The sequence below is a fragment of the Streptomyces sp. B21-083 genome (assembly GCF_036898825.1).
Taxonomy (GTDB): Bacteria; Actinomycetota; Actinomycetes; order Streptomycetales; family Streptomycetaceae; genus Streptomyces.
On the sequence record NZ_JARUND010000001.1, the window covers coordinates 2,445,675 to 2,467,184 of the forward strand.

At 70.6% G+C, this 21,510-nt stretch carries 16 protein-coding genes, 2 pseudogenes and 1 riboswitch; of the genes and pseudogenes, 8 read left to right on the forward strand and 10 right to left on the reverse strand.

What is annotated here, in order from left to right:
- Positions 1-15: 15 nt before the first annotated feature.
- Complete coding sequence (locus QA861_RS11050; RefSeq protein ID WP_334590510.1) at positions 16-1,134, reverse strand: helix-turn-helix domain-containing protein; 1,119 nt, start codon at positions 1,132-1,134, stop codon at positions 16-18.
- 263 nt (positions 1,135-1,397) lie between these two features.
- Here QA861_RS11050 and QA861_RS11055 point away from each other — a divergent pair.
- A pseudogene (locus QA861_RS11055) lies at positions 1,398-1,821 on the forward strand (transposase family protein); the annotation flags it as partial.
- A 39-nt stretch (positions 1,822-1,860) separates the two neighbouring features.
- On the opposite strand, the gene QA861_RS11060 reads toward QA861_RS11055, so the two are convergent.
- The 4 genes from QA861_RS11060 to QA861_RS11075 all read right to left on the reverse strand — a co-directional run bounded on the left by QA861_RS11060 (position 1,861) and on the right by QA861_RS11075 (position 7,278).
- Positions 1,861-2,511 carry a thymidine kinase gene (locus QA861_RS11060; RefSeq protein ID WP_334588176.1) on the reverse strand — a complete coding sequence of 217 codons (651 nt, stop codon included), beginning with the start codon at positions 2,509-2,511 and terminating at the stop codon, positions 1,861-1,863.
- Between the two features lie 90 nt (positions 2,512-2,601).
- The gene (locus QA861_RS11065; RefSeq protein WP_334588177.1) at positions 2,602-3,792 is read right to left on the reverse strand and encodes an alkaline phosphatase family protein; all 1,191 of its coding nucleotides are present in this window, start codon (positions 3,790-3,792) and stop codon (positions 2,602-2,604) included.
- Positions 3,792-4,379 carry a DUF5998 family protein gene (locus tag QA861_RS11070; protein ID WP_006379737.1) on the reverse strand — a complete coding sequence of 196 codons (588 nt, stop codon included), beginning with the start codon at positions 4,377-4,379 and terminating at the stop codon, positions 3,792-3,794. Before QA861_RS11070 ends, QA861_RS11065 begins: the two co-directional genes overlap by 1 nt.
- 40 nt (positions 4,380-4,419) lie before the next feature.
- On the reverse strand, positions 4,420-7,278 hold the full coding sequence (locus QA861_RS11075; protein ID WP_334588178.1) for a bifunctional acetate--CoA ligase family protein/GNAT family N-acetyltransferase: 2,859 nt from the start codon (positions 7,276-7,278) through the stop codon (positions 4,420-4,422).
- Between the two features lie 179 nt (positions 7,279-7,457).
- Between QA861_RS11075 and QA861_RS11080 the strand changes: the two genes are divergently transcribed.
- Positions 7,458-7,739, forward strand: coding sequence for an HPr family phosphocarrier protein (locus QA861_RS11080; protein WP_334588179.1), 282 nt, complete (start codon positions 7,458-7,460; stop codon positions 7,737-7,739).
- Positions 7,740-7,910: 171 nt separating this feature from the next.
- Here QA861_RS11080 and QA861_RS11085 read toward each other — a convergent pair whose 3' ends face one another.
- The 4 genes from QA861_RS11085 to QA861_RS11100 all read right to left on the reverse strand — a co-directional run bounded on the left by QA861_RS11085 (position 7,911) and on the right by QA861_RS11100 (position 12,702).
- Positions 7,911-8,606, reverse strand: coding sequence for a GntR family transcriptional regulator (locus QA861_RS11085; RefSeq protein ID WP_334588180.1), 696 nt, complete (start codon positions 8,604-8,606; stop codon positions 7,911-7,913).
- A gap of 188 nt (positions 8,607-8,794) precedes the next feature.
- Positions 8,795-9,568 (reverse strand): M23 family metallopeptidase, encoded by a 774-nt coding sequence (locus tag QA861_RS11090; RefSeq protein ID WP_334588181.1) that lies wholly within the window; start codon positions 9,566-9,568, stop codon positions 8,795-8,797.
- A 13-nt stretch (positions 9,569-9,581) separates the two neighbouring features.
- Positions 9,582-9,749, reverse strand: a riboswitch (cyclic di-AMP (ydaO/yuaA leader).
- 215 nt (positions 9,750-9,964) lie between these two features.
- Positions 9,965-11,368, reverse strand: a complete 1,404-nt coding sequence (locus QA861_RS11095; RefSeq protein ID WP_334588182.1) for a M16 family metallopeptidase — start codon at positions 11,366-11,368, stop codon at positions 9,965-9,967.
- The gene (locus QA861_RS11100; protein WP_334590511.1) at positions 11,365-12,702 is read right to left on the reverse strand and encodes a M16 family metallopeptidase; all 1,338 of its coding nucleotides are present in this window, start codon (positions 12,700-12,702) and stop codon (positions 11,365-11,367) included. Before QA861_RS11100 ends, QA861_RS11095 begins: the two co-directional genes overlap by 4 nt.
- Positions 12,703-13,024: 322 nt before the next feature.
- Here QA861_RS11100 and QA861_RS11105 point away from each other — a divergent pair, with 322 nt between their 5' ends.
- Positions 13,025-15,481, forward strand: a complete 2,457-nt coding sequence (locus QA861_RS11105) for a DNA gyrase/topoisomerase IV subunit A (RefSeq protein ID WP_334588183.1) — start codon at positions 13,025-13,027, stop codon at positions 15,479-15,481.
- A gap of 1 nt (position 15,482) precedes the next feature.
- On the opposite strand, the gene QA861_RS11110 is transcribed toward QA861_RS11105, so the two are convergent.
- Positions 15,483-16,580 (reverse strand): CobW family GTP-binding protein, encoded by a 1,098-nt coding sequence (locus QA861_RS11110; RefSeq protein ID WP_334588184.1) that lies wholly within the window; start codon positions 16,578-16,580, stop codon positions 15,483-15,485.
- 65 nt (positions 16,581-16,645) lie between these two features.
- Here QA861_RS11110 and QA861_RS11115 point away from each other — a divergent pair.
- From QA861_RS11115 to QA861_RS11135, 5 genes and pseudogenes are all read left to right on the forward strand, one after another.
- Positions 16,646-17,052 (forward strand): annotated as a pseudogene (locus QA861_RS11115) (citrate/2-methylcitrate synthase).
- Between the two features lie 75 nt (positions 17,053-17,127).
- Positions 17,128-18,066 (forward strand): ferredoxin family protein, encoded by a 939-nt coding sequence (locus tag QA861_RS11120; protein WP_334588185.1) that lies wholly within the window; start codon positions 17,128-17,130, stop codon positions 18,064-18,066.
- 146 nt (positions 18,067-18,212) lie between these two features.
- Entirely contained in the window at positions 18,213-19,955 is a 1,743-nt protein-coding gene (locus QA861_RS11125; RefSeq protein WP_334588186.1) for an ATP-binding protein, read from the forward strand.
- A complete protein-coding gene (locus QA861_RS11130; protein WP_334588187.1) occupies positions 19,952-20,632 on the forward strand; it encodes a response regulator in 681 nt (226 codons plus the stop codon). Before QA861_RS11125 ends, QA861_RS11130 begins: the two co-directional genes overlap by 4 nt.
- A 159-nt stretch (positions 20,633-20,791) precedes the next feature.
- The gene (locus QA861_RS11135; protein WP_334588188.1) at positions 20,792-21,484 is read left to right on the forward strand and encodes a response regulator; all 693 of its coding nucleotides are present in this window, start codon (positions 20,792-20,794) and stop codon (positions 21,482-21,484) included.
- The last annotated feature ends 26 nt before the right edge of the window (positions 21,485-21,510 follow it).

Here is a 21,510-nt window from a genome sequence, read left to right on the forward strand (position 1 = left end):
CCCGACGAACACCGGTCAGCGGGCCGGGGAGGGCACCGATGTCGTGGGGGTCGACCGCAGTGCCCGCTCGCAGTTGGGCCAGTCATGGAAGTCGTGCTTTCGGCTCCACAACTGCTCGGCGGCCTGGATGTTCCATTCGGGGTCCAGTGCCTTGCGCGGTGTGCCTCCCAGTTCGCGAAGTCGCCCGTCGGAGATCTGGAACAGTCCCCAGTTCCTGGTGCCGTTGGTGTTCGGCAGGATGTGCAGGGGGTCCAGGAAGGACTGGCAGTCGGCTATAGCGACGGCATCGTCCGGTGCCTCGGTGAACACCTCACGGATTCGCCCGCGGACCCTGTCCGGCGACCAGGTGTCCAGGCGCACAGGGGACTCGTAGAGGGCCTTCTTCGTGGGGTCCGCGACGACCCCGTTGGGGGCGATACCCGCGAACACCTGGAACGCCGTCACCCGGCGCAGTGTCTGTGGACCGAAGTCGCTGTCCACGTCGACGGCGGCGCCGTGCCGTCGGAGCAGCTGTTGCACTTCGCGTACGCACTCGTCGTGCTGGCCCATGCTCACCACAGGGCGGCAGACGACCGACAACAGTGGGCGGCGATCAGCCGCCTCCGCACTTCCGGTGGACGAGGCACCGTGAGACGCTTCCCACGCCACGATGCCGAGCACGAGGGCTGTGGCCGTTGCGGCGCCAGCGGCGAGCCGACGGCCTCGCAGCAGCCTTGTTCTTCGGCGTGTGGTCGGGGGCTCCGACAGCGCCGGCTCGTCCACCTGCCCGCGCGTCATCGATGTCTCCCGGTCCCCGGCCGCAGGAGCCGCCGGAGATTCTGTCGGGAAAGCCTCCCCGGCGTCCTCACGCGTCGACTCGGCATCCCCCGAAAGGGCTCGCGGCCCCCGCTCCACGTCGGCCAGGGCCCAGAGACGGTGCAGTTCGCGGAGTTCCGCGGGCGTGGCGCCGCAGGCCATGGCGATGCGGTGGGCCGCGCCGTAGTCCTGCGGAACGGATGAGCCCGCACAGTACCGGTGCAGGCTCGAGCGGCTGATGCCGGTCTTCTGCGCAAGTGCCTCGTAACTGTCCCCGGCTCTCTCCCTCAGCATGCGCAGCTGCGAGGCGAACCTCTCGGCGTCCTCATACTGAATCATCACGATCCCCCCTGTTCCGGGAGTCTGCCTGGGCAACGTCCTAGCGGCGTCCGAGCAGTTCGGTGCAGTCCCCAGGCCGGGAGGTGGTCGGCGTCCCAATGTGCCAGAGGAGGCTCGGCGGGTTAAGAACATTTCCAGTAGCCTTGTGCGGTCTGCGTGGCCGAAAGGTGCTGCAGGGCATGGCCGGAGCCGCTCACAGGGCCGAAGTGCGGGCCGCGCAGCCTCTGGACGGTGCGGGCGACCTCACCGAGTTGCCGGCCTGCAGGCCAGGTGACGGAGTACTCGCCGGGCAACTCGGGGGCCGCCGCCACGCCGTCCAAGAGCGCACGGGTCCGGACGGTCACGCTGTGGCTCCCCCCAGCATTGCCCGGCCGAACGCACGACCTGACCGCCGCCCGCACATTCAAGATCATCAGGATCTGCGAGCGCCAGGGCGTCCCCATGCTCACCGACACGGCCCACACCGGCGCGGGCGAGTGGGTCGTCACCCCCGAACGCCGGCCGTCTCAGAGCCAACCTCACCACAACCGAGCAGACCGTCCACCGGGACCTCAGCGCCGCTCGCGTACCCGTCGAACGGGAATCGCCCGCCTGAAATCCTGGCGGATCTTCCGTCACGCCCGGTGCAGTCCCCACCGCATGACGCCCATCACCAGGGCCGTCCTCACCCTGGAGCGACAACGCTGAAAGACCTCAGTGAACCACGGCGTATTGGGCCGACAACTTTCAGCCTGGGGCTATGGGCAGGACGTCCGGCGAGAGCGCGCCGGCGTGGGCGGAAGCGCTCGTCATGCGGCGGCGGTGGTGGCGTCGGCACAGCACCTCGTAACCGACCTCCGCGGCAGATCCGTTCACATCACCGACGACGACCTGCTCACCCTCCACCACCATCTCGCCACCCACCGTGCGGGCATTGTGGGTGGCGCGAGCCCCGCACCAGCACATCGCCTCCACCTGGAGCGTCTCTATCCGGTCCGCCAGCTCGATCAGCCGCTGGGAGCCGGGGAAGAGCCTGGCCCGAAAGTCGGTCGTGATACCGAAGGTGAAAGCGTCGATGTCCAGGTCGTCCACGACCCGTGCCAACTGGTCGACCTGCTCAGACGCCAGGAACTGCGCCTCATCCACAACCAGATAGTCGACCCTGTCCCCCTGCGACATACGCCCCACCACATAGGCGTACAGATCCATCCCCGGCACCGCCTCAACAGCATCCGTCACCAGACCGAGCCGCGAAGACAGCTTCCCCTCCCCCGCCCGGTCATCCCGGGTGAAGATCACACCCTGTAGACCCCTTGCCGACCGGTTGTAGATTCGCTGTAGAGCAAGTGTCGACTTCCCGCAGTCCATCGTTCCGGAGAAGAACACCAGCTCGGGCATGGGAAGTCGAGCACCTTTCGGCGGGATACGCGAGTCACGCGGAAGACGGGAGGAGGGCTGGGCAGGGACTGTCTCGGACAGGGGCAGGCGTCAGGAGCGTACTTGCAGCAGCGGGACCAACTGTTCCGCAGGGGTCATCGAGCCGTGGTTGCCGACCATCGCCGACTCCCTCGGCTCCCGCTCGGAGGCGACGATCAGGACGTCGTCCCGGGCCGCCGCGACCACGTCGCCGATCCGCCCGTAGACGCGTTCGTCGACTGTCGGTCCGAACCAGCCCGCCGCGATCGCCTCGTCACGCGAGGCCACCCAGAACTGCTCACCGAGCACCTCCCGCCAGCAGGTCAGTACGTCCGCCTCGGCTCCCGGAACCGCGTACACATGCCGCGCGCGGCCCTCGCCGCCCAGCAGGGCGACACCGGCACGCAGTTCCCAGTCCTCGTCGAAGTCGATGCGGTGCTGCTCGTCGAACGGGATGTCGATCATGCCGTGGTCGGCGGTGACGTACAGCGCGGCGCGCGGCGGGAGTTGTTCCGCCAGCCGCTGGACGAGCCGGTCGACGTACATGAGCTGACCGCGCCAGGCGTCCGAGTCGACGCCGAAGCGATGGCCCTTGCCGTCCACTTCCGCGTAGTACGTGTAGACCAAAGAGCGGTCACCTGCGGCCAGTTGTTCGGCCGCGAGGTCCATGCGGTCCTCGCCGGAGAGCTTCCCCCGGAACGTTCCGCCACTGAGCGCGATCTTCGTCAGCGGGGTGTTCTCGAAGGTCGGCGAGGAGACCTGGGCCGTGTGCACCCCGGCCTGGTGCGCCAGCTGGAACACCGTGGGATACGGCTGCCATGCGCGCGGGTCCGACCACGGCTGCCAGCGCAGCTGGTTCATCAGCTCGCCGGTGGCCGGATTGCGCACGGTGTAGCCGGGCAGGCCGTGTGCGCCCGGCGGCAGTCCGGTGCCCACGGAGGCGAGGGAGGTCGCGGTGGTCGCCGGGTAGCCGGTGGTGATCGGGCGGCCCGTGTCACCGCGCGAGCTGCTCATGAGCGAGCTCATGAAGGGGGCCTCGTCCGGGTGGTCCCGCAACTGCTCCCAGCCGAGTCCGTCGATCAGGAACACACAGTTCCGGTCGGCGGGCGCCAGCTCCGAGATCGCGGGGGACATGCCCGGTACGTCCATGCCGGCGGCCAGGGTGGGCAGCAGGTCCGCGAGGGAGCCCGTGCCGTAGTGCGGGACGGGAGCGGAGGAGACGGCCAGCGGTTCCGGATAGTCCCAGGCGGTTGGCTGCGCCATCAGCGGGTGACGTCCGCTGTCGCTTCCGAGAGGGCCTGCGCGAAGACGAGGGCCTGGCGGACCGTCTCCGGGCCGTCACCGGCCTCGCTGACCCGCAGGCTCAGGTCGTCCGCCGTCGAGCTGCCCGTGTAGCCGTGGTCCGCCTCGCAGTTGGGGTCCCCGCAGGCGGCCGGCTCCAGGTCGATACGGGAGACGGCGCCCCAGCCGATGGTCAGGACGACCTCGCGGGGCAGCGTGCCCGGGGTGTACGACTCCGGGTTGGCGACGACCCGGCTGACGACCACGGAGGAGATCCGGCCGAGCTTCACGGATTCCGTGGACGTGGTGGCGTACGGCGTCGGGGACGTGGTGTCCTCGGCCTGCTCGTCGGTGTGGCTGACGATGAAACGGTTGCCCGTGAGGACGAGCACGGTCACGTGCCGACGCACCTCGTTCGCGTCGAATGTCGTCTCCTGGTGGACCAGGTACGACCGGATGGAGTCGCCGCCGATCGCGGCCTCCACCGCCTCGGCCACGAGGGCCGGGTAGTAGCCGCTGCGCTCGATCGCCGCTCGCAGCCCCTGGGTCGACGTACTGGTCTTGGCCATGTGCCCATCTTACGGGGGCCCACTGACTGCGAGGCACCGCTCAGTACACAGGAAGTGTCCTGGGACCGAGGTCGTCGCGAACCGGCGGCGGCGCCAGCCGCACCGACGCCCCGAGGACGCTCAGGCCGTGCTGCGCGACGACCACCGGCTCCAGGGACACCGCGATGACCTCGGGATGATCGTCGACGAGGCGCGACACCCTGAGCAGCAGCTCCTCCAGGGCCTCGCTGTCGACAGGCGCCGAGCCGCGCCAGCCGAAGAGGAGCGGCGCCGTCCGGATCGACCGGATCAGTGAGGCCGCGTCGCGGTCGGTCACCGGTATCAGCCGGTGACCGATGTCCCCGAGCAGCTGCGAGGCGGGACCGGCGAGCCCGAAGGAGAGCACCGCGCCGGCCGCCGGGTCGATGACCGCCCGTACGACGGTGTCGACCCCCCGCGGTGCCATTCCCTGCACGACGGGCCGCGTCTCCTGCGGGTTCCCGAAGAGACCGGTCAGTTCGGCGTACGCCCGCCGCAGCTGCTCCTCGTCCGCGAGATCCAGGCGGACGCCGCCCAGATCGGCGCGGTGCCGCAGGTGGGGGGCGGTGGCCTTGAGGGCGACCGGGTAGCCGAGGGTCCGCGCGGCGGCCGAGGCGTCGTCGGGGCTCGGGGCGGGCAGGGCCCCGCGCACCGGGATGCCGTACGTCCCGAGGAGCTCGGCCGTCTCGTCCGTTCCGAGGGTGAGCCCCTGGCCGCGCGCGAGGAGGCCGCCGATCAGCTCTGCGGCCGCCTTCTCGTCGATGTCCTCGTATCCGGGCACCTTGCCGGGTTCGGCGGCCTCCCGCCGCCACTGGGCGTACTTCACGGCTTCCCCGAGGGCTCGCACGGCGCGCTCGGCGGCGGGGTAGGCGGGGATGAGGCGGGAACAGTAATCGGGGGCGGACGGGGGCGCGGGCACCGCGACCGCGGTGGGCGGGCGTTCCGCAGGCCGGGACGCCCGGGCGGCGCCCGCAGGTCCGGCTCCGGGTGCCGGTGAACCCGCTTGCGGTGCCGTACTGGCGGCAGCCGACAGCGCCTCCGCGAGCCCGCCCAGCTCCACGTGCACCACCAGCACCGGCTTGCCGGGAACCTCCGCCGCGGCCGACCGGAGCGCGTCGGCCAACGCGGCGTCCCGCGCGGAAGCCTCCCCCACCGTCGGGATCGCGGTGACGACGACCGCGTCGCACCCCTCGTCCGCCAGCGCCTCGGCCAACGCCCGGTGGAAGTCCCCGGGCGACGCCCCCGTCGTCAGATCCAGCGGAGCCAGCGGCCGCAGCCCCTCGGAGAGGCACGCGTCGTACGTCAGCAGGCCCAGCGACTCCGAGTTCCCCAGGATCGCCACCCGGGGCCCGGCGGGCAGTGGCTGCCGGGCCAGCAGCAGCCCCGCGTCGACCAGTTCGGTGATCGTGTCCACCCGGATCACCCCGGCCTGCCGCAGCAGCGCGGACACCGTCGCGTGGGGCAGCCGCGTGGCCCGTACCGCATGTCCCTGGGGAGCGGCGCCGCCGTGCCGCGCTCCCTGCACGACCACCAGCGGCTTGGCCGCCGCCGTGCGCCGCGCGAGGCGCGTGAACTTACGCGGGTTGCCGATGGATTCGAGGTACATGAGGACGACGTCGGTGTCCGGGTCGTCGTACCAGTACTGGAGTACGTCGTTGCCGGACACGTCGGCCCGGTTGCCGGACGAGACGAAGGTCGACACCCCGGTGACCCCGGTGACGCCGCCTCCGCGCCGGTGCAGCCGGGACAGCAGCGCGATCCCGATGGCTCCGGACTGCGCGAACAGCCCGATCCGACCGGGCCTCGGCATCTCGGGGGCGAGGGACGCGTTCAGCCGGACGGCCTCGGCCGTGTTGATGACCCCGAAGGCGTTGGGGCCGATGATGCGCATCCCGTACGTGCGCGCGTGCCGTACGAGTTCACGCTGGCGTTCCCGTCCCTCGGGGCCGCTCTCGGCGTACCCGGCGGAGACCACGACGAGTCCCTGCACGCCGTGCTCACCGCACTCGGTGACGACGTCAGGGACGTGCGCTGCCGGGACGGCGACGACCGCGAGGTCCACGGGGCCCCCGATGTCGCGCACCGACCGGTGGGCCGGTACTCCGTCGATGTCCTTCTGTTCTTCCGGGAAGGCACTGTTGACCGCGTACAGCTCGCCGGCGAAACCCGCGTCCCTGATGTGGTCGAGAACGCTGCGGCCGACGCCACCGGGGGCTCGGCCGACGCCGATGACGGCCACGGCGCCCGGGACGAGCAACCGTCGTACGGAGCGCGCCTCGGCCCGCTGCTCCCGCGCGCGCTGGACGGCGAGTGAGCGGTCGGTGGGCTCGAGGTCGAACTCGAGTCGTACGACACCGTCCTCGAAGCTGCGCTTCTGGGTGTACCCGGCGTCCGTGAACACCTTGATCATCTTGCTGTTGGCCGGCAGCACCTCGGCGGCGAAGCGGCGGATGTCGCGCTCCCGGGCGACGGCCCCGATGTGTTCGAGGAGAGCGGAGGCGACGCCCCTGCCCTGGTGCGCGTCCTGCACCAGGAAGGCGACCTCCGCCTCGCTGGCGGGACCGGAGGCGGGCAGTCCGTCGGCGTCGATACGGTCGTAGCGTACGGTGGCGATGAACTCGCCGCCGACCGTGGCCGCGAGCCCCACCCGGTCCACGAAGTCGTGGTGGGTGAAGCGGTGGACGTCCTTTGCGGACAGGCGCGGATAGGGCGCGAAGAAGCGGTAGTACTTCGACTCGTCCGACACCTGCTCGTAGAAGCTGACCAGCCGGTCGGCGTCGTCCGCGGTGATGGGCCGGATACGGGCGGTGCCGCCGTCGCGCAGCACGACGTCCGCCTCCCAGTGGGCGGGGTACTCGTGCCGGTCCGCCGAGTTCTGCATGCGCCCCAGAGTACGGCTCGCGTCCGACAGCGTCGCGATGCAGTCTGTGGGGGACCGAAGTCGGGCCCGGGCCGGGGTTCGAACGCGGTTCCGGGACAGGTTTCGCCCTGCCTTCCGGCACGCTTCACGCTATGGAACAATGGTCTAGACAACCCTGAGACAGTGAAGGGCAGCATCACATGGCTGAGCGCCGCGTCAACGTCGGCTGGGCGGAGGGCCTCCACGCCCGCCCCGCCTCCATCTTCGTCCGTGCGGCCACGGCCGCCGGCGTCCCCATGACGATCGCCAAGGCCGACGGCAACCCCGTCAACGCGGCCTCCATGCTGGCGGTCCTCGGCCTGGGTGCCCAGGGCGGCGAGGAGATCGTCCTCGCCTCCGACGCGGAGGGCGCCGACGCCGCGCTCGACCGCCTGGAGAAGCTGGTGGCCGAGGGGCTCGAGGAACTTCCCGAGACGGTCTGAGGACCCTACGGGGTTCTCATTTGATGGTGGCGGTGGACGCCGCTTCACAAACACCATCCGCGCACCGCGAAGGGCCCGCCTGAATATCAGGCGGGCCCTTTGTCATTCCCGATCGCGGGCAGCGAAAATAATCCCCCGCGAATTCAACTCTCTTTGTATACGGCGCCCGTGTTAATGACGCAGGCCCGTCATGTTTACGGGATGTTGCGAAGTCCTCACACGATCCGAGCGGTCTCCGCCACCCGGAAAGCGCAGCCGGTGCACGGCGGTCGCCCGCTCGGTGTGCAGCGCCGTGATCGCCCGCGCCCGCTCACTGTCGCCTCGCGCCACCGCGTCCACGATCGCCCCGTGCTCCGCCCAGGAGTCGACCGGGCTGGCCGGCGCCTCCACCGCGTACATCCAGGCGATCTTGTGCCGGAGCTGGGTAAGCGTCGAGGCCAGGGCATGGCTTCCGGAGGACTGGGCGAGCGTCTCATGGAACCAGCCCCCCAGAGAGCGCAGGTCCTCGCTGTTGCCCCTCCTGGCTCGCTCCTGGCCCAGCCTGACCAGGCCGCGCAGCACCTTGAGGTGCGCCTCGGTCCGCCGCTGGGCGGCCCGGGAGGCGCCCAGCGGTTCGAGGAGCATGCGCATCTCCAGCAGGTCGGAGGCCTCCGGCTCGGTGGGTTCCGCGACGCACGCGCCCGCGTGCCGCCGGGTCACCACGAAGCCCTCGGCCTCCAGCGTGCGCAGGGCCTCGCGAACGGGGACGCGCGAAACGCCGTACCGGCGCGCCAGCAGTTCCTCGGTGAGCCGGCTGCCGCGCTCGTAGACACCGGCGACGATGTCGTCCCGGATCGCCGTGCATACCGAGTGCGCCGGAATACGCATGTCCGACCTCCGCTTTAATCCCCGTGAAACGTCGACGATTGACGTGTGTTAGGTGACTCTATTGCAGAGAACCGGAATTTCCGACGGCAGGCCGGAATCCATGGATATTTTTTGGACACACCACCCTCCGAAACGCCGAAAGCCCCGGCTCGGGGAGCCGGGGCCACGACAAGTGGTGCGCGGGTTCGTCAGACGTTCACGCCGTGCGAGCGGAGGTACGCGACGGGGTTGATGTCCGAGCCGTACTCCGGGGTCGTGCGCGCCTCGAAGTGGAGGTGCGGGCCGGTGACGTTGCCGGTGGCCCCGGAGAGGCCTATCTGCTGCCCCGGGGTGACCGTCTGGCCGACCGAGACATTGATGGACGACAGATGACCGTACTGGGTGTAGGTACCGTCGATCATCTTGATCACGATGTTGTTGCCGTAGGACCCGCCCCAGCCCGCCTCGACGACGGTGCCGGAGCCGACCGCGTGGACGGTGGTGCCGGACGCGGCGTGGAAGTCGACCCCCGTGTGGCTGCCGGAGGACCAGATGCCACCGCCCGCCTTGTAGCCCGTGGAGATGTACGAGCCCGAGATCGGGGCGACATAGCTGGTGAGGCGCTTTCGCTCGGCCTCACGGGCGGCACGGGCCTGCGCCTCACGTGCCTCCTTGACCCGCTCCTCCGCCTCCTTCTCCGCGGCGGCCACGGCCTTCTTCTCGGCGGCGGCCTTCTCGGCGGCCTGCTCCTGAGCGGCGGCCTGGGCGTCGATCTGGGCGGCGAGCGACTCACCGATGGAGATCACCGGGGTGAGGCCGGTCTGCTCGACGGCGGACTCCGCCGCGAGCGCCGGGGCGGCGAGAGAACCTACGACGCCGGTTGTCGCGAGCGCGGCGACGCCGGCAGCGCGGGCGGTCGTACGGGTGACAAGGCTGGGGCGGCTGGGACGACGGTGCTTCCCGGTGGCGCGGGTGAACGCCATGTAGTGGCTGGTCCTTTCCTTCCTTCTCGCCTACCGGGTTAGCTGACGGGTTCGGAGCAGGAAGGTCTCCTACGGACCCCCTCGCTGCGCGCGCGGGCATCCGATTCACCCCAGGGACTGCACATGGTGGGTCCCCGGCTCCCCTGGCTCGCGCCGTACGGGGACTCGGCGATGACTGCCCGGTGCCGCGGCTGCGGCGCACTGCGTGACGGACAGCCGGACAGACGCTAAGCGGGACCTCTTTCAATCGACAAACCGATCACGGGTTTTGTCGCGCATGCCACAGCGCAGACTGTCAACCTCCCCATCAATACGGGCAACTTGCGCATCAACACGGACAAAGAGGGGCCCGGTGACGCTTCCGTCACCGGGCCCCTGTCCTATACGCCGATGCTGCTACTCGGCGGGGACAACGCTCACTTCACCGATGCCGAGGGCCCGGACGGGCTCCTCGATCGTCGCCGCGTCGCCGACGAGGACCGTCACCAGCCGGTCCACCGGGAAGGCGTTGACGGCCGCCGCGGTGGCTTCCACGGTGCCGGTCGCCGCGAGCTGGCGGTACAGCGTCGCCTGGTAGTCGTCGGGCAGGTGCTGCTCGACCTGGTCGGCCAGCGTGCTCGCCACGGCCGCCGCGGTCTCGTACTTGAGCGGGGCGACGCCGACCAGGTTCTGCACCGCGACATCGCGCTCGGCGTCGGTGAGCCCTTCGGCCGCGAGCGTGCGCAGCACCTTCCAGAGGTCCTCGAGGGCGGGACCGGTGTTCGGGGTGTCGAAGGAGCCGCTGATGGCGAGCAGCGCGGCTCCCGTGGCCCCTCCGGGGGAGGAGGGAGCAGCCGAGCGCAGGACCTGGCCGAACGCCCGCACACCGTAGGTGTAGCCCTTTTCCTCACGCAGGACGCGGTCCAGACGGGAGGTGAGGGTGCCGCCGAGGCAGTACGTGCCGAGGACCTGGGCGGCCCAGACACGGTCGTGCCGGTCGGCACCGATGCGACCGATGAGCAACTGGGTCTGCACGGCGCCCGGACGGTCCACGATGACGACCCGGCCGGTGTCGTCGGCGGTCACCGGCGGCACGGGCCGCGGCTCGGCCGTCGAGCCCGTCCAGGCCCCCAAGGTGTCACCGAGCAGCGCGTCCAGGTCGACGCCGGTGAGGTCGCCGACGACCACGGCGGTGGCCGTGGCGGGCCGGACGTGCCTCTCGTAGAAGGCGCGTACGGCGGCCGCGTCGATCTTCGCGACCGTCTCCTCGGTGCCCTGGCGCGGACGTGACATGCGCGAAGACGCCGGGAACAGCTCCTTGTAGAGCTGCTTGGCGGAGCGGCGGGCCGGGTTGGCCGTCTCGTGCGGGATCTCGTCGAGCCGGTTGCGCACCAGCCGCTCGATCTCGCTGTCCGTGAACGCGGGCGCCCTGAGGGCGTCGGCCAGCAGACCGAGCCCCTTGGGGAGCCTCGACACGGGGACTTCGAGGCTGAGGCGGACACCGGGGTGGTCGGCGTGCGCGTCGAGGGTGGCGCCGCAGCGCTCCAACTCGGCGGCGAACTCCTCGGCGGAGTGCTTGTCGGTGCCTTCGGAGAAGGCCCGGGACATGATCGTGGCCACTCCGTCGAGGCCGGCCGGCTCCGCCTCCAGGGGGGCGTCGACGAGCACCTCGACGGCGACGACCTGCTGGCCGGGGCGGTGGCACCGCAGGACGGTCAGACCGTTGCCGAGCGTGTCGCGTGCGGGGGCCGGGAAGGCCCAGGGCCTGGCCTCGCCCGCCTGGGGCTGGGGGTGGAACTCCATCGTGGCGAGCTCGGTCACTTGGCCGCCTCCTCGTCGGTGTCGGTGGCAGTGTCGGCGGTGAGCGGCTCGTAGACGAGCACCGCGCGGTTGTCGGGGCGCAGCCGGGCCTTGGCGGCCTGCTGGACCTCCTCCGCCGTCACGTCGAGGACGCGCTGCACGGCGGTCAGGGCGAGCTGCGGGTCGCCGAACAGCACGGCGAAGCGGCACAGTTCGTCGGCACGGCCCGCGACCGTACCGAGCCGGTCCAGCCACTCGCGCTCCAACTGGGCCTGCGCACGCTCCATTTCCTCGGCTGTGGGGCCCTCCGCGGCGAACCGGGCGAGCTCCTCGTCGACAGCGGCCTCGATGACCGGCACCTCGACGTCCGCGGAGGTCTTCACGTCCAGCCACCCCAGGGAGGGCGCTCCGGCCAGCCGCAGCAGGCCGAACCCGGCCGCCACCGCCGTACGGTCCCGCCGTACGAGCCGGTTGTAGAGACGGGAGGACTCGCCGCCGCCGAGGACGGTGAGCGCGAGGTCGGCCGCGTCGCACGCGCGCGTGCCGTCCTCCGGGAGCCGGTAGGCGGCCATCAACGCGCGCGCGGGGACCTCTTCGACGACGACCTCGCGCAGTTCCTCGCCGATGACGTCGGGCAGTGCGCCGGAGCGCGGCGCGGGCTTGCCGTCGTGTCCGGCGATGGATCCGAAGTACTTCTCGACCCAGGCGAGGGTCTCCTGGGGATCGATGTCCCCGACGATCGACAGGACGGCGTTGTTGGGCGCGTAGTACGTGCGGAAGAACGCGCGCGCGTCCTCCAGCGTCGCCGCGTCCAGGTCCGCCATGGAGCCGATCGGCGTGTGGTGGTAGGGGTGTCCCTCCGGGTAGGCGAGGGCGGTCAGCTTCTCGAACGCCGTGCCGTAGGGGACGTTGTCGTAGCGCTGTCGGCGCTCGTTCTTGACGACGTCCCGCTGGTTCTCCATGGACTCGTCGTCGAGGGCCGCTAGCAGCGAGCCCATGCGGTCCGCCTCCAGCCAGAGGGCGAGCTCCAGTTGGTGGGTGGGCATGGTCTCGAAGTAGTTGGTGCGCTCGAAGCTGGTGGTGCCGTTGAGCGAACCGCCCGCGCCCTGGACCAGTTCGAAGTGGCCGTTGCCCTTCACCTGGCCCGAGCCCTGGAACATCAGGTGCTCGAAGAGGTGAGCCAGGCCGGTACGGCCCTTGACCTCGTGGCGCGACCCGACGTCGTACCAGAGGCACACCGCTGCGACCGGGGTCAGGTGGTCCTCGGAGAGCACCACGCGCAGCCCGTTGGCGAGGCGGTGTTCGGTCGCTGTCAGGCCGCCGGAGCCTGCCTCGGCTGTGGCCGTGTGACCCATGGGCATGTACGTCCCTTCGATCGCGGATGCGGTTGATGCAACCGCTGTTTTCCTGCCGGTCCTGCCACTGTATGCAAGCGTGTGGAGTGCTGGCGAAGTTCCCGGCGGACGTACGCCGACAGCGAGATTCCTCGGGTTCCAGGCGGTACGTTTCAGCATCAACGGCCACCGCCCGACACCGCTACCGGGACGGGCCTTGGTCCGCGTTGTCAGTGCGGCAGTCCACAATGGTCCGCGTCAGATCCCGTTCAGTCTCAGCAGGAGTGAGCCGCAGGGGCGCGCCCCGTAGGCGAACGACAGGAAACAGAAGGAGCCGGCAGCGATGGCCCGCCGCAGCACGAAGACCCCGCCGCCCGATGACTTCGAGGAGCGGATCCTCGACATCGACGTCGTCGACGAGATGCAGGGCTCCTTCCTCGAGTACGCGTACTCGGTCATCTACTCCCGAGCCCTGCCCGACGCCCGCGACGGTCTCAAGCCCGTACACCGGCGCATCGTCTACCAGATGAACGAGATGGGTCTGCGCCCCGACCGCGGCTATGTGAAGTGCGCCCGCGTCGTCGGCGAGGTCATGGGTAAGCTGCACCCGCACGGCGACTCGTCGATCTACGACGCCATGGTGCGTCTCGCCCAGCCGTTCTCCATGCGCGTGCCGCTGGTCGACGGGCACGGCAACTTCGGTTCGCTGGGCAACGACGACCCGCCGGCCGCCATGCGGTACACCGAGGCCCGTATGGCCGACGCGACGTCCCTGATGACGGAGTCGATCGAAGAGGACACGGTCGACTTCGCCCCCAACTACGACGGCCAGGAGCAGGAGCCGGTGGCGCTGCCCGCCGCCTTCCCGAACCTGCTGGTGAACGGCGCGTCGGGCATCGCCGTCGGTATGGCCACGAACATGCCGCCGCACAACCTCGGCGAGGTCATCTCGGCCGCCCGGCACCTGATCCGCTATCCGGCCGCCGACCTCGAAACCCTGATGCGGCACGTCCCGGGCCCCGACCTGCCCACGGGCGGCCGGATCGTCGGCCTCGCCGGGATCAGGGACGCGTACGAGTCGGGCCGCGGCACGTTCAAGATCCGCGCCACGGTGTCGGTGGAGAACGTGACGGCGCGCCGTATGGGCCTGGTCGTCACCGAACTGCCGTTCACGGTCGGCCCGGAGAAGGTGATCGCCAAGATCAAGGACCTGGTCGGCTCGAAGAAGCTCCAGGGGATCGCCGACGTCAAGGACCTCACCGACCGCAGTCACGGCCTGCGCCTGGTCATCGAGATCAAGAACGGCTTCGTGCCGGAAGCCGTCCTGGAACAGCTCTACAAGCTGACGCCGATGGAGGAGTCCTTCGGCATCAACAACGTGGCGCTGGTGGACGGCCAGCCCCTCACCCTGGGGCTGAAGGAGCTCCTGGAGGTCTATCTCGACCACCGCTTCGAGGTCGTACGGCGTCGCTCGGAGTTCCGCCGCGGCAAGCGCCGCGACCGGCTGCACCTGGTCGAGGGCCTGCTCACCGCGCTCGTCGACATCGACGAGGTCATCCGGCTGATCCGCTCCAGCGACAACTCCGCACAGGCGAAGGAACGCCTGATGGAGCGCTTCTCCCTCTCGGAGATCCAGACGCAGTACATCCTGGACACCCCGCTGCGCCGGCTGACCCGGTTCGACCGGATCGAGCTGGAGTCCGAGAAGGAGCGGCTGGCCGCCGAGATCGCGGAGCTGACCCGGATCCTGGAGTCGGACGCGGAGCTCCGCAAGCTGGTCTCGACCGAACTGGCCGCGGTGGCCAAGAAGTTCGGCACCGAGCGGCGTACGGTTTTGCTGGAGTCGGCCGGCGCCGCCCCCGCGGCCGGCGTCCCGCTCCAGGTGGCCGACGACCCGTGCCGGGTCCTGCTCTCCTCGACGGACCTGCTGGCGCGTACGGCGAACGGCGAGCCGTTCCCGGCGGACGAGGACGGGCGGCGCGCGAAGCACGACCTGATCGTCTCGGCGGTCCCGGCGACGGCACGGGGCGAGGTGGGCGCGGTGACGTCGGCCGGCCGCCTGCTGCGTATCAACGTCATCGACCTCCCCCGGCTCCCCGACACGATGGCGGCGCCCAACCTTTCGGGCGGGGCCCCGCTCTCGGAGTTCCTCTCCCTGGAGGACGGCGAGACGGTGGTCTGCCTGACGACACTCGACGAGTCGTCGCCGGGCCTCGCGATCGGCACGGAGCAGGGCGTCGTCAAGCGTGTGGTCCCCGACTATCCCTCCAACAAGGGGGAGTTGGAGGTCATCGCGCTCAAGGACGGCGACCGGATCGTCGGCGCCGCGGAGCTGCGTACCGGCGAGGAGGACCTGGTCTTCATCACGGACGACGCCCAGTTGCTGCGCTTCCAGGCCTCCCACGTCCGCCCGCAGGGCCGTCCGGCCGGCGGTATGGCCGGCATCAAGCTCACGGACGGCGCCAAGGTGATCTCGTTCACGGCGGTGGACCCGGCGGTGGAGGCGGTCGTCTTCACGGTCGCCGGCTCGCGGGGCACACTGGACGACTCCGTGCAGACGACGGCGAAGCTGACGCCCTTCGACCAGTACCCGCGCAAGGGGCGCGCCACCGGCGGGGTCCGCTGCCAGCGGTTCCTGAAGGGCGAGGACTGTCTGGCCCTCGGCTGGGCGGGCCCGACCCCGGCGCGGGCGTCGCAGAAGAACGGCACCCCGGCGGAGCTCCCGGAGATGGACCCCCGCCGCGACGGCTCGGGCGTGTCCTTGCCGAGGACGGTGGGAGTGGTGACGGGCCCGGTGTAGGTCAGCCGACCTCTCCGGAGTCCTCCGGAGACTGCTCCTGTACGTATCTCAGGACGCCCCACATGCTGTGCTCGTCGGCGTGTGGGGCGTCGTCCATACAGGCCTCCAGCTCCTTGCCGACGGCGGGCAGTCCGATACCGGTCCCGATGAGGACGAGCTGGGTGAGACGTTCCTCGCCGTCGGCCCAGGGCTCGGGATAGAACCGCAGGAACCGCCCTACGGCATGCACGGCGTACCGGTTGCCCCGGTCGTGCGGCCCGAAGTCGACGTACCCCTTGATGCGGTAGAGCCCCTCGGGCCGGCTGTCGAGGAAGTCCATCAGCCGACGCGGGTGGAGGGGGGTCGAGGAGCTGAAGGAGAGACTGTCGTAGGCGGCGTGCAGATGCCCGGAATGGTCCCCCTCGCCGTCCTCGTGGCCGTCTTCACCCTCCTCGTGATCGTGCAGGTCGTCGAAGGTCAGCTGACCGACGCGCTCCTGGGCCGGCCGGCAGTCGAAAAGGAACTCCGGGTCGACGCGCCCGTAGTCGGCGGGGACGACAGCGGCACGGTCGACCAGCCCACGGACGGTCCCCAGAACCCGCTCACCGCCGTCGGGGACCAGCCCGACCTTGTTGACGACGACGAGATCGGCGAGCCCGAGATGCCGGTCGACCTCGGGGTGCTTCACCCGCGTGTCGTCGAACTCGACGGCGTCGACGACCTCGACCAGTCCGCCGTACACGACCCGGGGATTCTCACTGGCGAGCACCATCCGAACGAGTTCCTGCGGCTCGGCGAGCCCACTGGCCTCGATGACGATGACGTCGATCCGGGCCGAGGGCTGGGTGAGCCGATCAAGATAGACATCGAGCTCGCTCGCATCGACAGCGCAGCACAGGCATCCGTTGCCGAGCGACACCGTGGAGTCCCCCAGCGCCCCCGCGACGGCCATGGCGTCGATCTCGATGGCCCCGAAGTCATTGACGATGGCCCCGATACGACTGCCACCGCCTCGGTGGAGCAGGTGGTTGAGGAGAGTGGTCTTACCGGAACCGAGAAAGCCGGCGAGGACGATGACGGGGATCTGCCGAGAGCTCTGGCTCGGACCCGGCTGACTCAATCTGCGACCTCTCTCACGCCGACGCGCACACCGGCTCGGGGCCCCCGCGCGCGTACGAGGAACGAATGCCGACCCAGGATACGAGCCGTAGGAGCCGTCGCTGGGGTGATCGACTGTCAGCAGCCGGCGCGGGCCGTCGCGTCCCCGGGCTCGGCCACCGGCTCTACTCCGGCGAGGATCCCCGCGCGCGTGCTCTCTTCGCCCTCCTGGAGGAGATGCCCCAGGCCGCACCCGGGACGTCGTGACCACCACCGCCCGGCACACCCCACTGCAGGCCGACGTGGACCCCGCCATGGCCGTGTTCACCATCGCCTGCGGCATGGGAGCGTCGGCAGGCGGGACGATCTTCACCGTCGCCCGCACGGCGGCCTGGACCGCCCACGCCCGGGAGGAATACGGCGAGCGTCCACTACGGATGCGCCCGTCCGGGACCTATGTGGGCGAGCGCCCTCCGCGACCACTCCCGGAGTAACCCCAGGACGCCGGAATCACCCGTTCAGGCCGCCGGCAAGCAGCCTTGCCCCAAGGTCAGGTTAGGCTCACCTCTGTGAGTAGGTGCGCAACCGTCTCCCACGACCTAGACGAGCCCATCGCGGGAACCGCCGCGACCGCGAGGACGTGGCTGCTGCTGGAGCAACCGGGCCCCTGGGGCGCCCAGGCGCTCACCATGAGCCACCTGGACCCCGCACTCGGCCGCGCCCTGGAGAAGGCCACCCAGGGCACCGGCGTACGGATCGCACTGATCCGCCGGCCAGGCCGCCACGCCGACTTCGGTACCCCCGCGGTACGGCAGGTGTACGCGGCCCACACCACACCCGGGAACGTCTGGCTGCACAGCGCCACGACCCGCACCCCCGAACAACTGCTCGACCTCGACTTCGCCGCGCTCGGCAGAGGCGCCCCGCGGACCTTCGACGCCCTCCTCCAGGCGCGGCCCCACACCGGCGACCCCCTCGCGCTCGTCTGTACCAACGGCAAGCGCGACCGCTGCTGCGCGTTGCTGGGCCGTCCCCTGGCCGCCGAACTGGCCGCCTCCGGGGTCGAGGGCGCCTGGGAGGTCACCCACCTCGGCGGACACCGCTTCTCCCCGACGCTGCTCGTCCTCCCGTTCGGATACGCGTACGGCCGCGCCCAGGCCCCGCACGTCAAGGAGATCCTCCAGGGCGTGCGCGAGGGGCGTGTCGTCCTGGAGGGCTGCCGTGGGGGCTCCGCGTGGGAGCGGCCCGGCCAGGCCGCGGAACTGGCGGTCCGCTCGGCGGCGCGCGAGTACGCGGCGGACGCGCTGAGTGTCGTACGCACGGACGGCTCGGCACCGCGCTGGGAGGTGACCGTCGCCCACACGGACGGGCGCCGGTGGAGCGTCACCGTGGACCAAGGCGCCGCGCTGCCGCCGCGCCCCGAGAGTTGCGGATCGGCGTTGGGTTCGCCGGCGCGGATGGACGTGGTGGCCTTGCGCGAACTGGAGTCAGCGACCCCGGCACGCTGACCGCACGGCGCCGGCCACCGGCGTCCCGTACAGCCGTGATCCATGCGTCAAGCACCCCGTACAGACGTTGATCCACAGTGTTGACCAAGGGATCCACGTCGCACCCCTCTACGGAACGGCCCCCTCGTCCCCGTACCGTCATGGGTATGAGCCCCACTCCCCCCGCACGCCGCCTGCGCCTCGGTATGCCGCGGCGCATGTTCTCGCAGGTGCTGCTGATGCAGGTGGCGATCGCCGCGGGAGTCGCGGTGCTCGCCACCGGACTGTTCCTGGCGCCGCTCAGCGATCAGCTGGACGACCAGGCGATGCGCCGGGCGCTGGCGATCGCGCAGACCACCGCCGCCCAGCCGCAGCTCGCCGAGGATCTCCAGGGAAGCAGGCCGTCGGTCGACGGGCCGGTGCAGGCCGAGGCGGAGCGGATCCGGAAGGCCAGCGGGGCCGAGTACGTCGTGGTGATGGACATGCGGGGCGTGCGCTGGTCGCACACGGATCCGAAAGAGATCGGCAGGATGGTCTCCACCGACCCACGCCAGGCCCTGGCGGGCAAGGAGGTCATGGAGATCGACAGCGGCACCCTGGGCCGCTCGGCCCGCGGCAAGGTGCCGCTGCGCGACACCCGCGGGAGGGTCGTGGGGGCGGTCTCGGTCGGCATCGAGTACGACAGCGTGCGGGCCCGGCTGATCCACGCGATTCCGGGGCTGCTCGCCTACGCGGGCGGCGCCATGGCCGTCGGCGCCCTGGCCGCCTGGCTGATCTCCCGGAGGGTGCAGCGGCAGACCCGGGACCTGGCGTTCTCGGACATCGCGGCGCTGCTCGCGGAACGCGAGGCCGTACTGCACGGCATCCGCGAGGGCGTCGTCGCCCTGGACCGCGCGGGCCGTGTCCGGCTCCTCAACGACGAGGCACAGCGTCTGCTGGGCATCGGCGAGGAGGCTGTCGGCAGCTCCCTGGACGAGGCGCTCGGTGAGGGCCGTACGACCGATGTGCTCGCCGGCCGTGTGACCGGCACCGACCTGCTCACCGTGCGCGGCCAGCGTGTCCTGGTCGCCAACCGCATGCCCACCGACGACGGAGGGGCCGTCGCCACCCTGCGCGACCGCACCGAGCTGGAGCAGCTCGGCCGTGAACTCGACTCCACGCACGGTCTGCTCGACGCGCTGCGCGCTCAGGACCACGAACACGCCAATCGCATGCACACGCTCCTGGGGCTGCTCGAACTGGAGATGTTCGACGACGCGGTGGAGTTCGTCGGTGAGGTGGTCGGCGACCATCGGGCCACCGCGGAACAGGTCGCCGAGAAGATCCGCGATCCGCTGCTCGCCGCACTGCTGGTCGGCAAGGCCACCGTGGCGGCGGAGCGCGGTGTCGCCCTGTGGGTCTCGGACCGGACGCTGCTCCCGGACCGGCTGGTCGATCCCAGGGGACTGGTCACCGTCGTCGGCAACCTGGTCGACAACGCGCTGGACGCCGTCGCCGGCACCGCGCACGCGCGCGTGGAGGTCGAACTGCGTGCGGAGGGCCGTACCGCGGTCCTCAGAGTGCGCGACACAGGGCCCGGAATCCCGGCGGAACAGCGCGAGCTGATCTTCACGGAGGGATGGTCCACGAAGAAGCCGCCGGCGCACGGCAAACGCGGAATCGGGCTCCCATTGGTACGCCGTCTCGCGGAACGGCAGGGTGGCAGCGCGCGCGTGGACGACGCCGAGGGCGGGGGCGCGGAGTTCACGGTCGTCCTGCCGGAGGCACTCGCGGAGGCCGATCCGGCGCCGACGCCCCGGCACAGGCACATCCCGGAGGAACACGCGCGCGTACCGGACCCGGAACCGTCCCCGCAGCCGGCCGCCATTCCGGCCACCGGCGCCCACGCCCCGCAGGAGGAGTCGAGATGATCGAGGTCCTGGTCGTGGACGACGACACCCGGGTGGCGCGGGTCAACGCCGCCTACGTGGAGAAAATGCCCGGCTTCCATGTCGCGGGAGAGGCGCACAGCGCGGCCGAGGCTCTGCGGCAGCTGGAGGCGCTGCCACAGCTCGACCTCGTCCTGATGGACCACTATCTGCCCGACGGCACGGGCCTCTCGGTCGTCCAGGAGATGCGTCGGCGAGGCCATGAGACCGACGTGATCATGGTGACGGCGGCCCGGGACGTGTCGACCGTCCAGGCGGCGATGCGACAGGGGGCGCTGCAGTATCTGGTCAAGCCGTTCGCCTTCGCGGGACTGCGCGCCAAACTCGAGGCGTACGCGGAGCTGCGCCGCACCCTGGACAGCGGCGGAGAGGCCGAACAGGCCGAGGTGGACCGGATCTTCGGCGCCCTGTCCTCCGGCCCCGAGCCCGAACTCCCCAAGGGCCACTCCCCCACCACCACGGAACTCGTGCGCCGAGCCCTGGTGAACGCCGAAGGCCCCCTGTCGGCCCAGGAGATCGCCGAACGGACCGGAGTGAGCCGCCAGACCGCCCAGCGCTATCTGAAGCTGTTGGAGCGCACAGGACGCGCCAGGCTGACCCTCAAGTACGGTGACGCGGGCCGCCCGGAGCACCGTTATGTGTGGGCGACCCGAACCTGAGGAACAGGCGGACCCGGCGGAGTTGTGAAGATCTTGCTCGCTCCACGCAGTTCGATGGCGCGAGACATGGCGCATGCCACAACATCGGTCTTCCGGCCGCAAGCCGTTCTTCTGCTTGCAAAGGTCTGTTGTGGGCGTCGGCCCTGAGGGAGAGGCCCGATGATTGACGTCCTGGTGGTGGACGACGACCTCCGTGTCGCGGAGATCAACGCCAAGTACGTGGGAAAGGTTCCCGGGTTCAGGGTGGCCGCCCGCGCGCACAGCGCCGCCCAGGCTCTGGCCGCCGTACAGCGGGGCACGATCGACCTGGTCCTGCTCGACCACTACCTGCCCGACGAGACGGGACTCGAACTCGTCCACCGTATGCGGGAACAGGGCCACTGCACCGACGTCATCATGATCACGGCGGCGAGTGACGTGGTGACCGTGCAGACCGCGATGCGCCTGGGCGCGGTGCACTACCTGGTCAAGCCGTTCACCTTCGCGGCCTTGCGCACCCGCCTGGACTCCTACGCCGCTCTACGCCGGACCGTCGACCACGTCGGCGACCGGAGCCACACCGGCCAGGAGCAGGTCGACCGGATCTTCGGCGCCCTGCGCACGCCGCCCGGTCCCGCGTCCCCCGGTCTTCCGAGCGGCCACTCGGAGCCGACCACGGATCTCATCTGCGGTGTGCTCCACCGCGCCGGCCAGCCGCTCTCGGCTCACGAGGTGGCCGCGGAGACAGGCCTGAGCCGCTCCACGGCACAGCGTTACCTCCGTCACCTGGAACAGGAAGGCCGCCTCCGCCTTTCCCTCAAGTACGGTGACACCGGCCGCCCCGAACACCAGTACGTATGGGTGGCCCCGTGATCCGCTCCCACCCCTCAAGGGCGTAC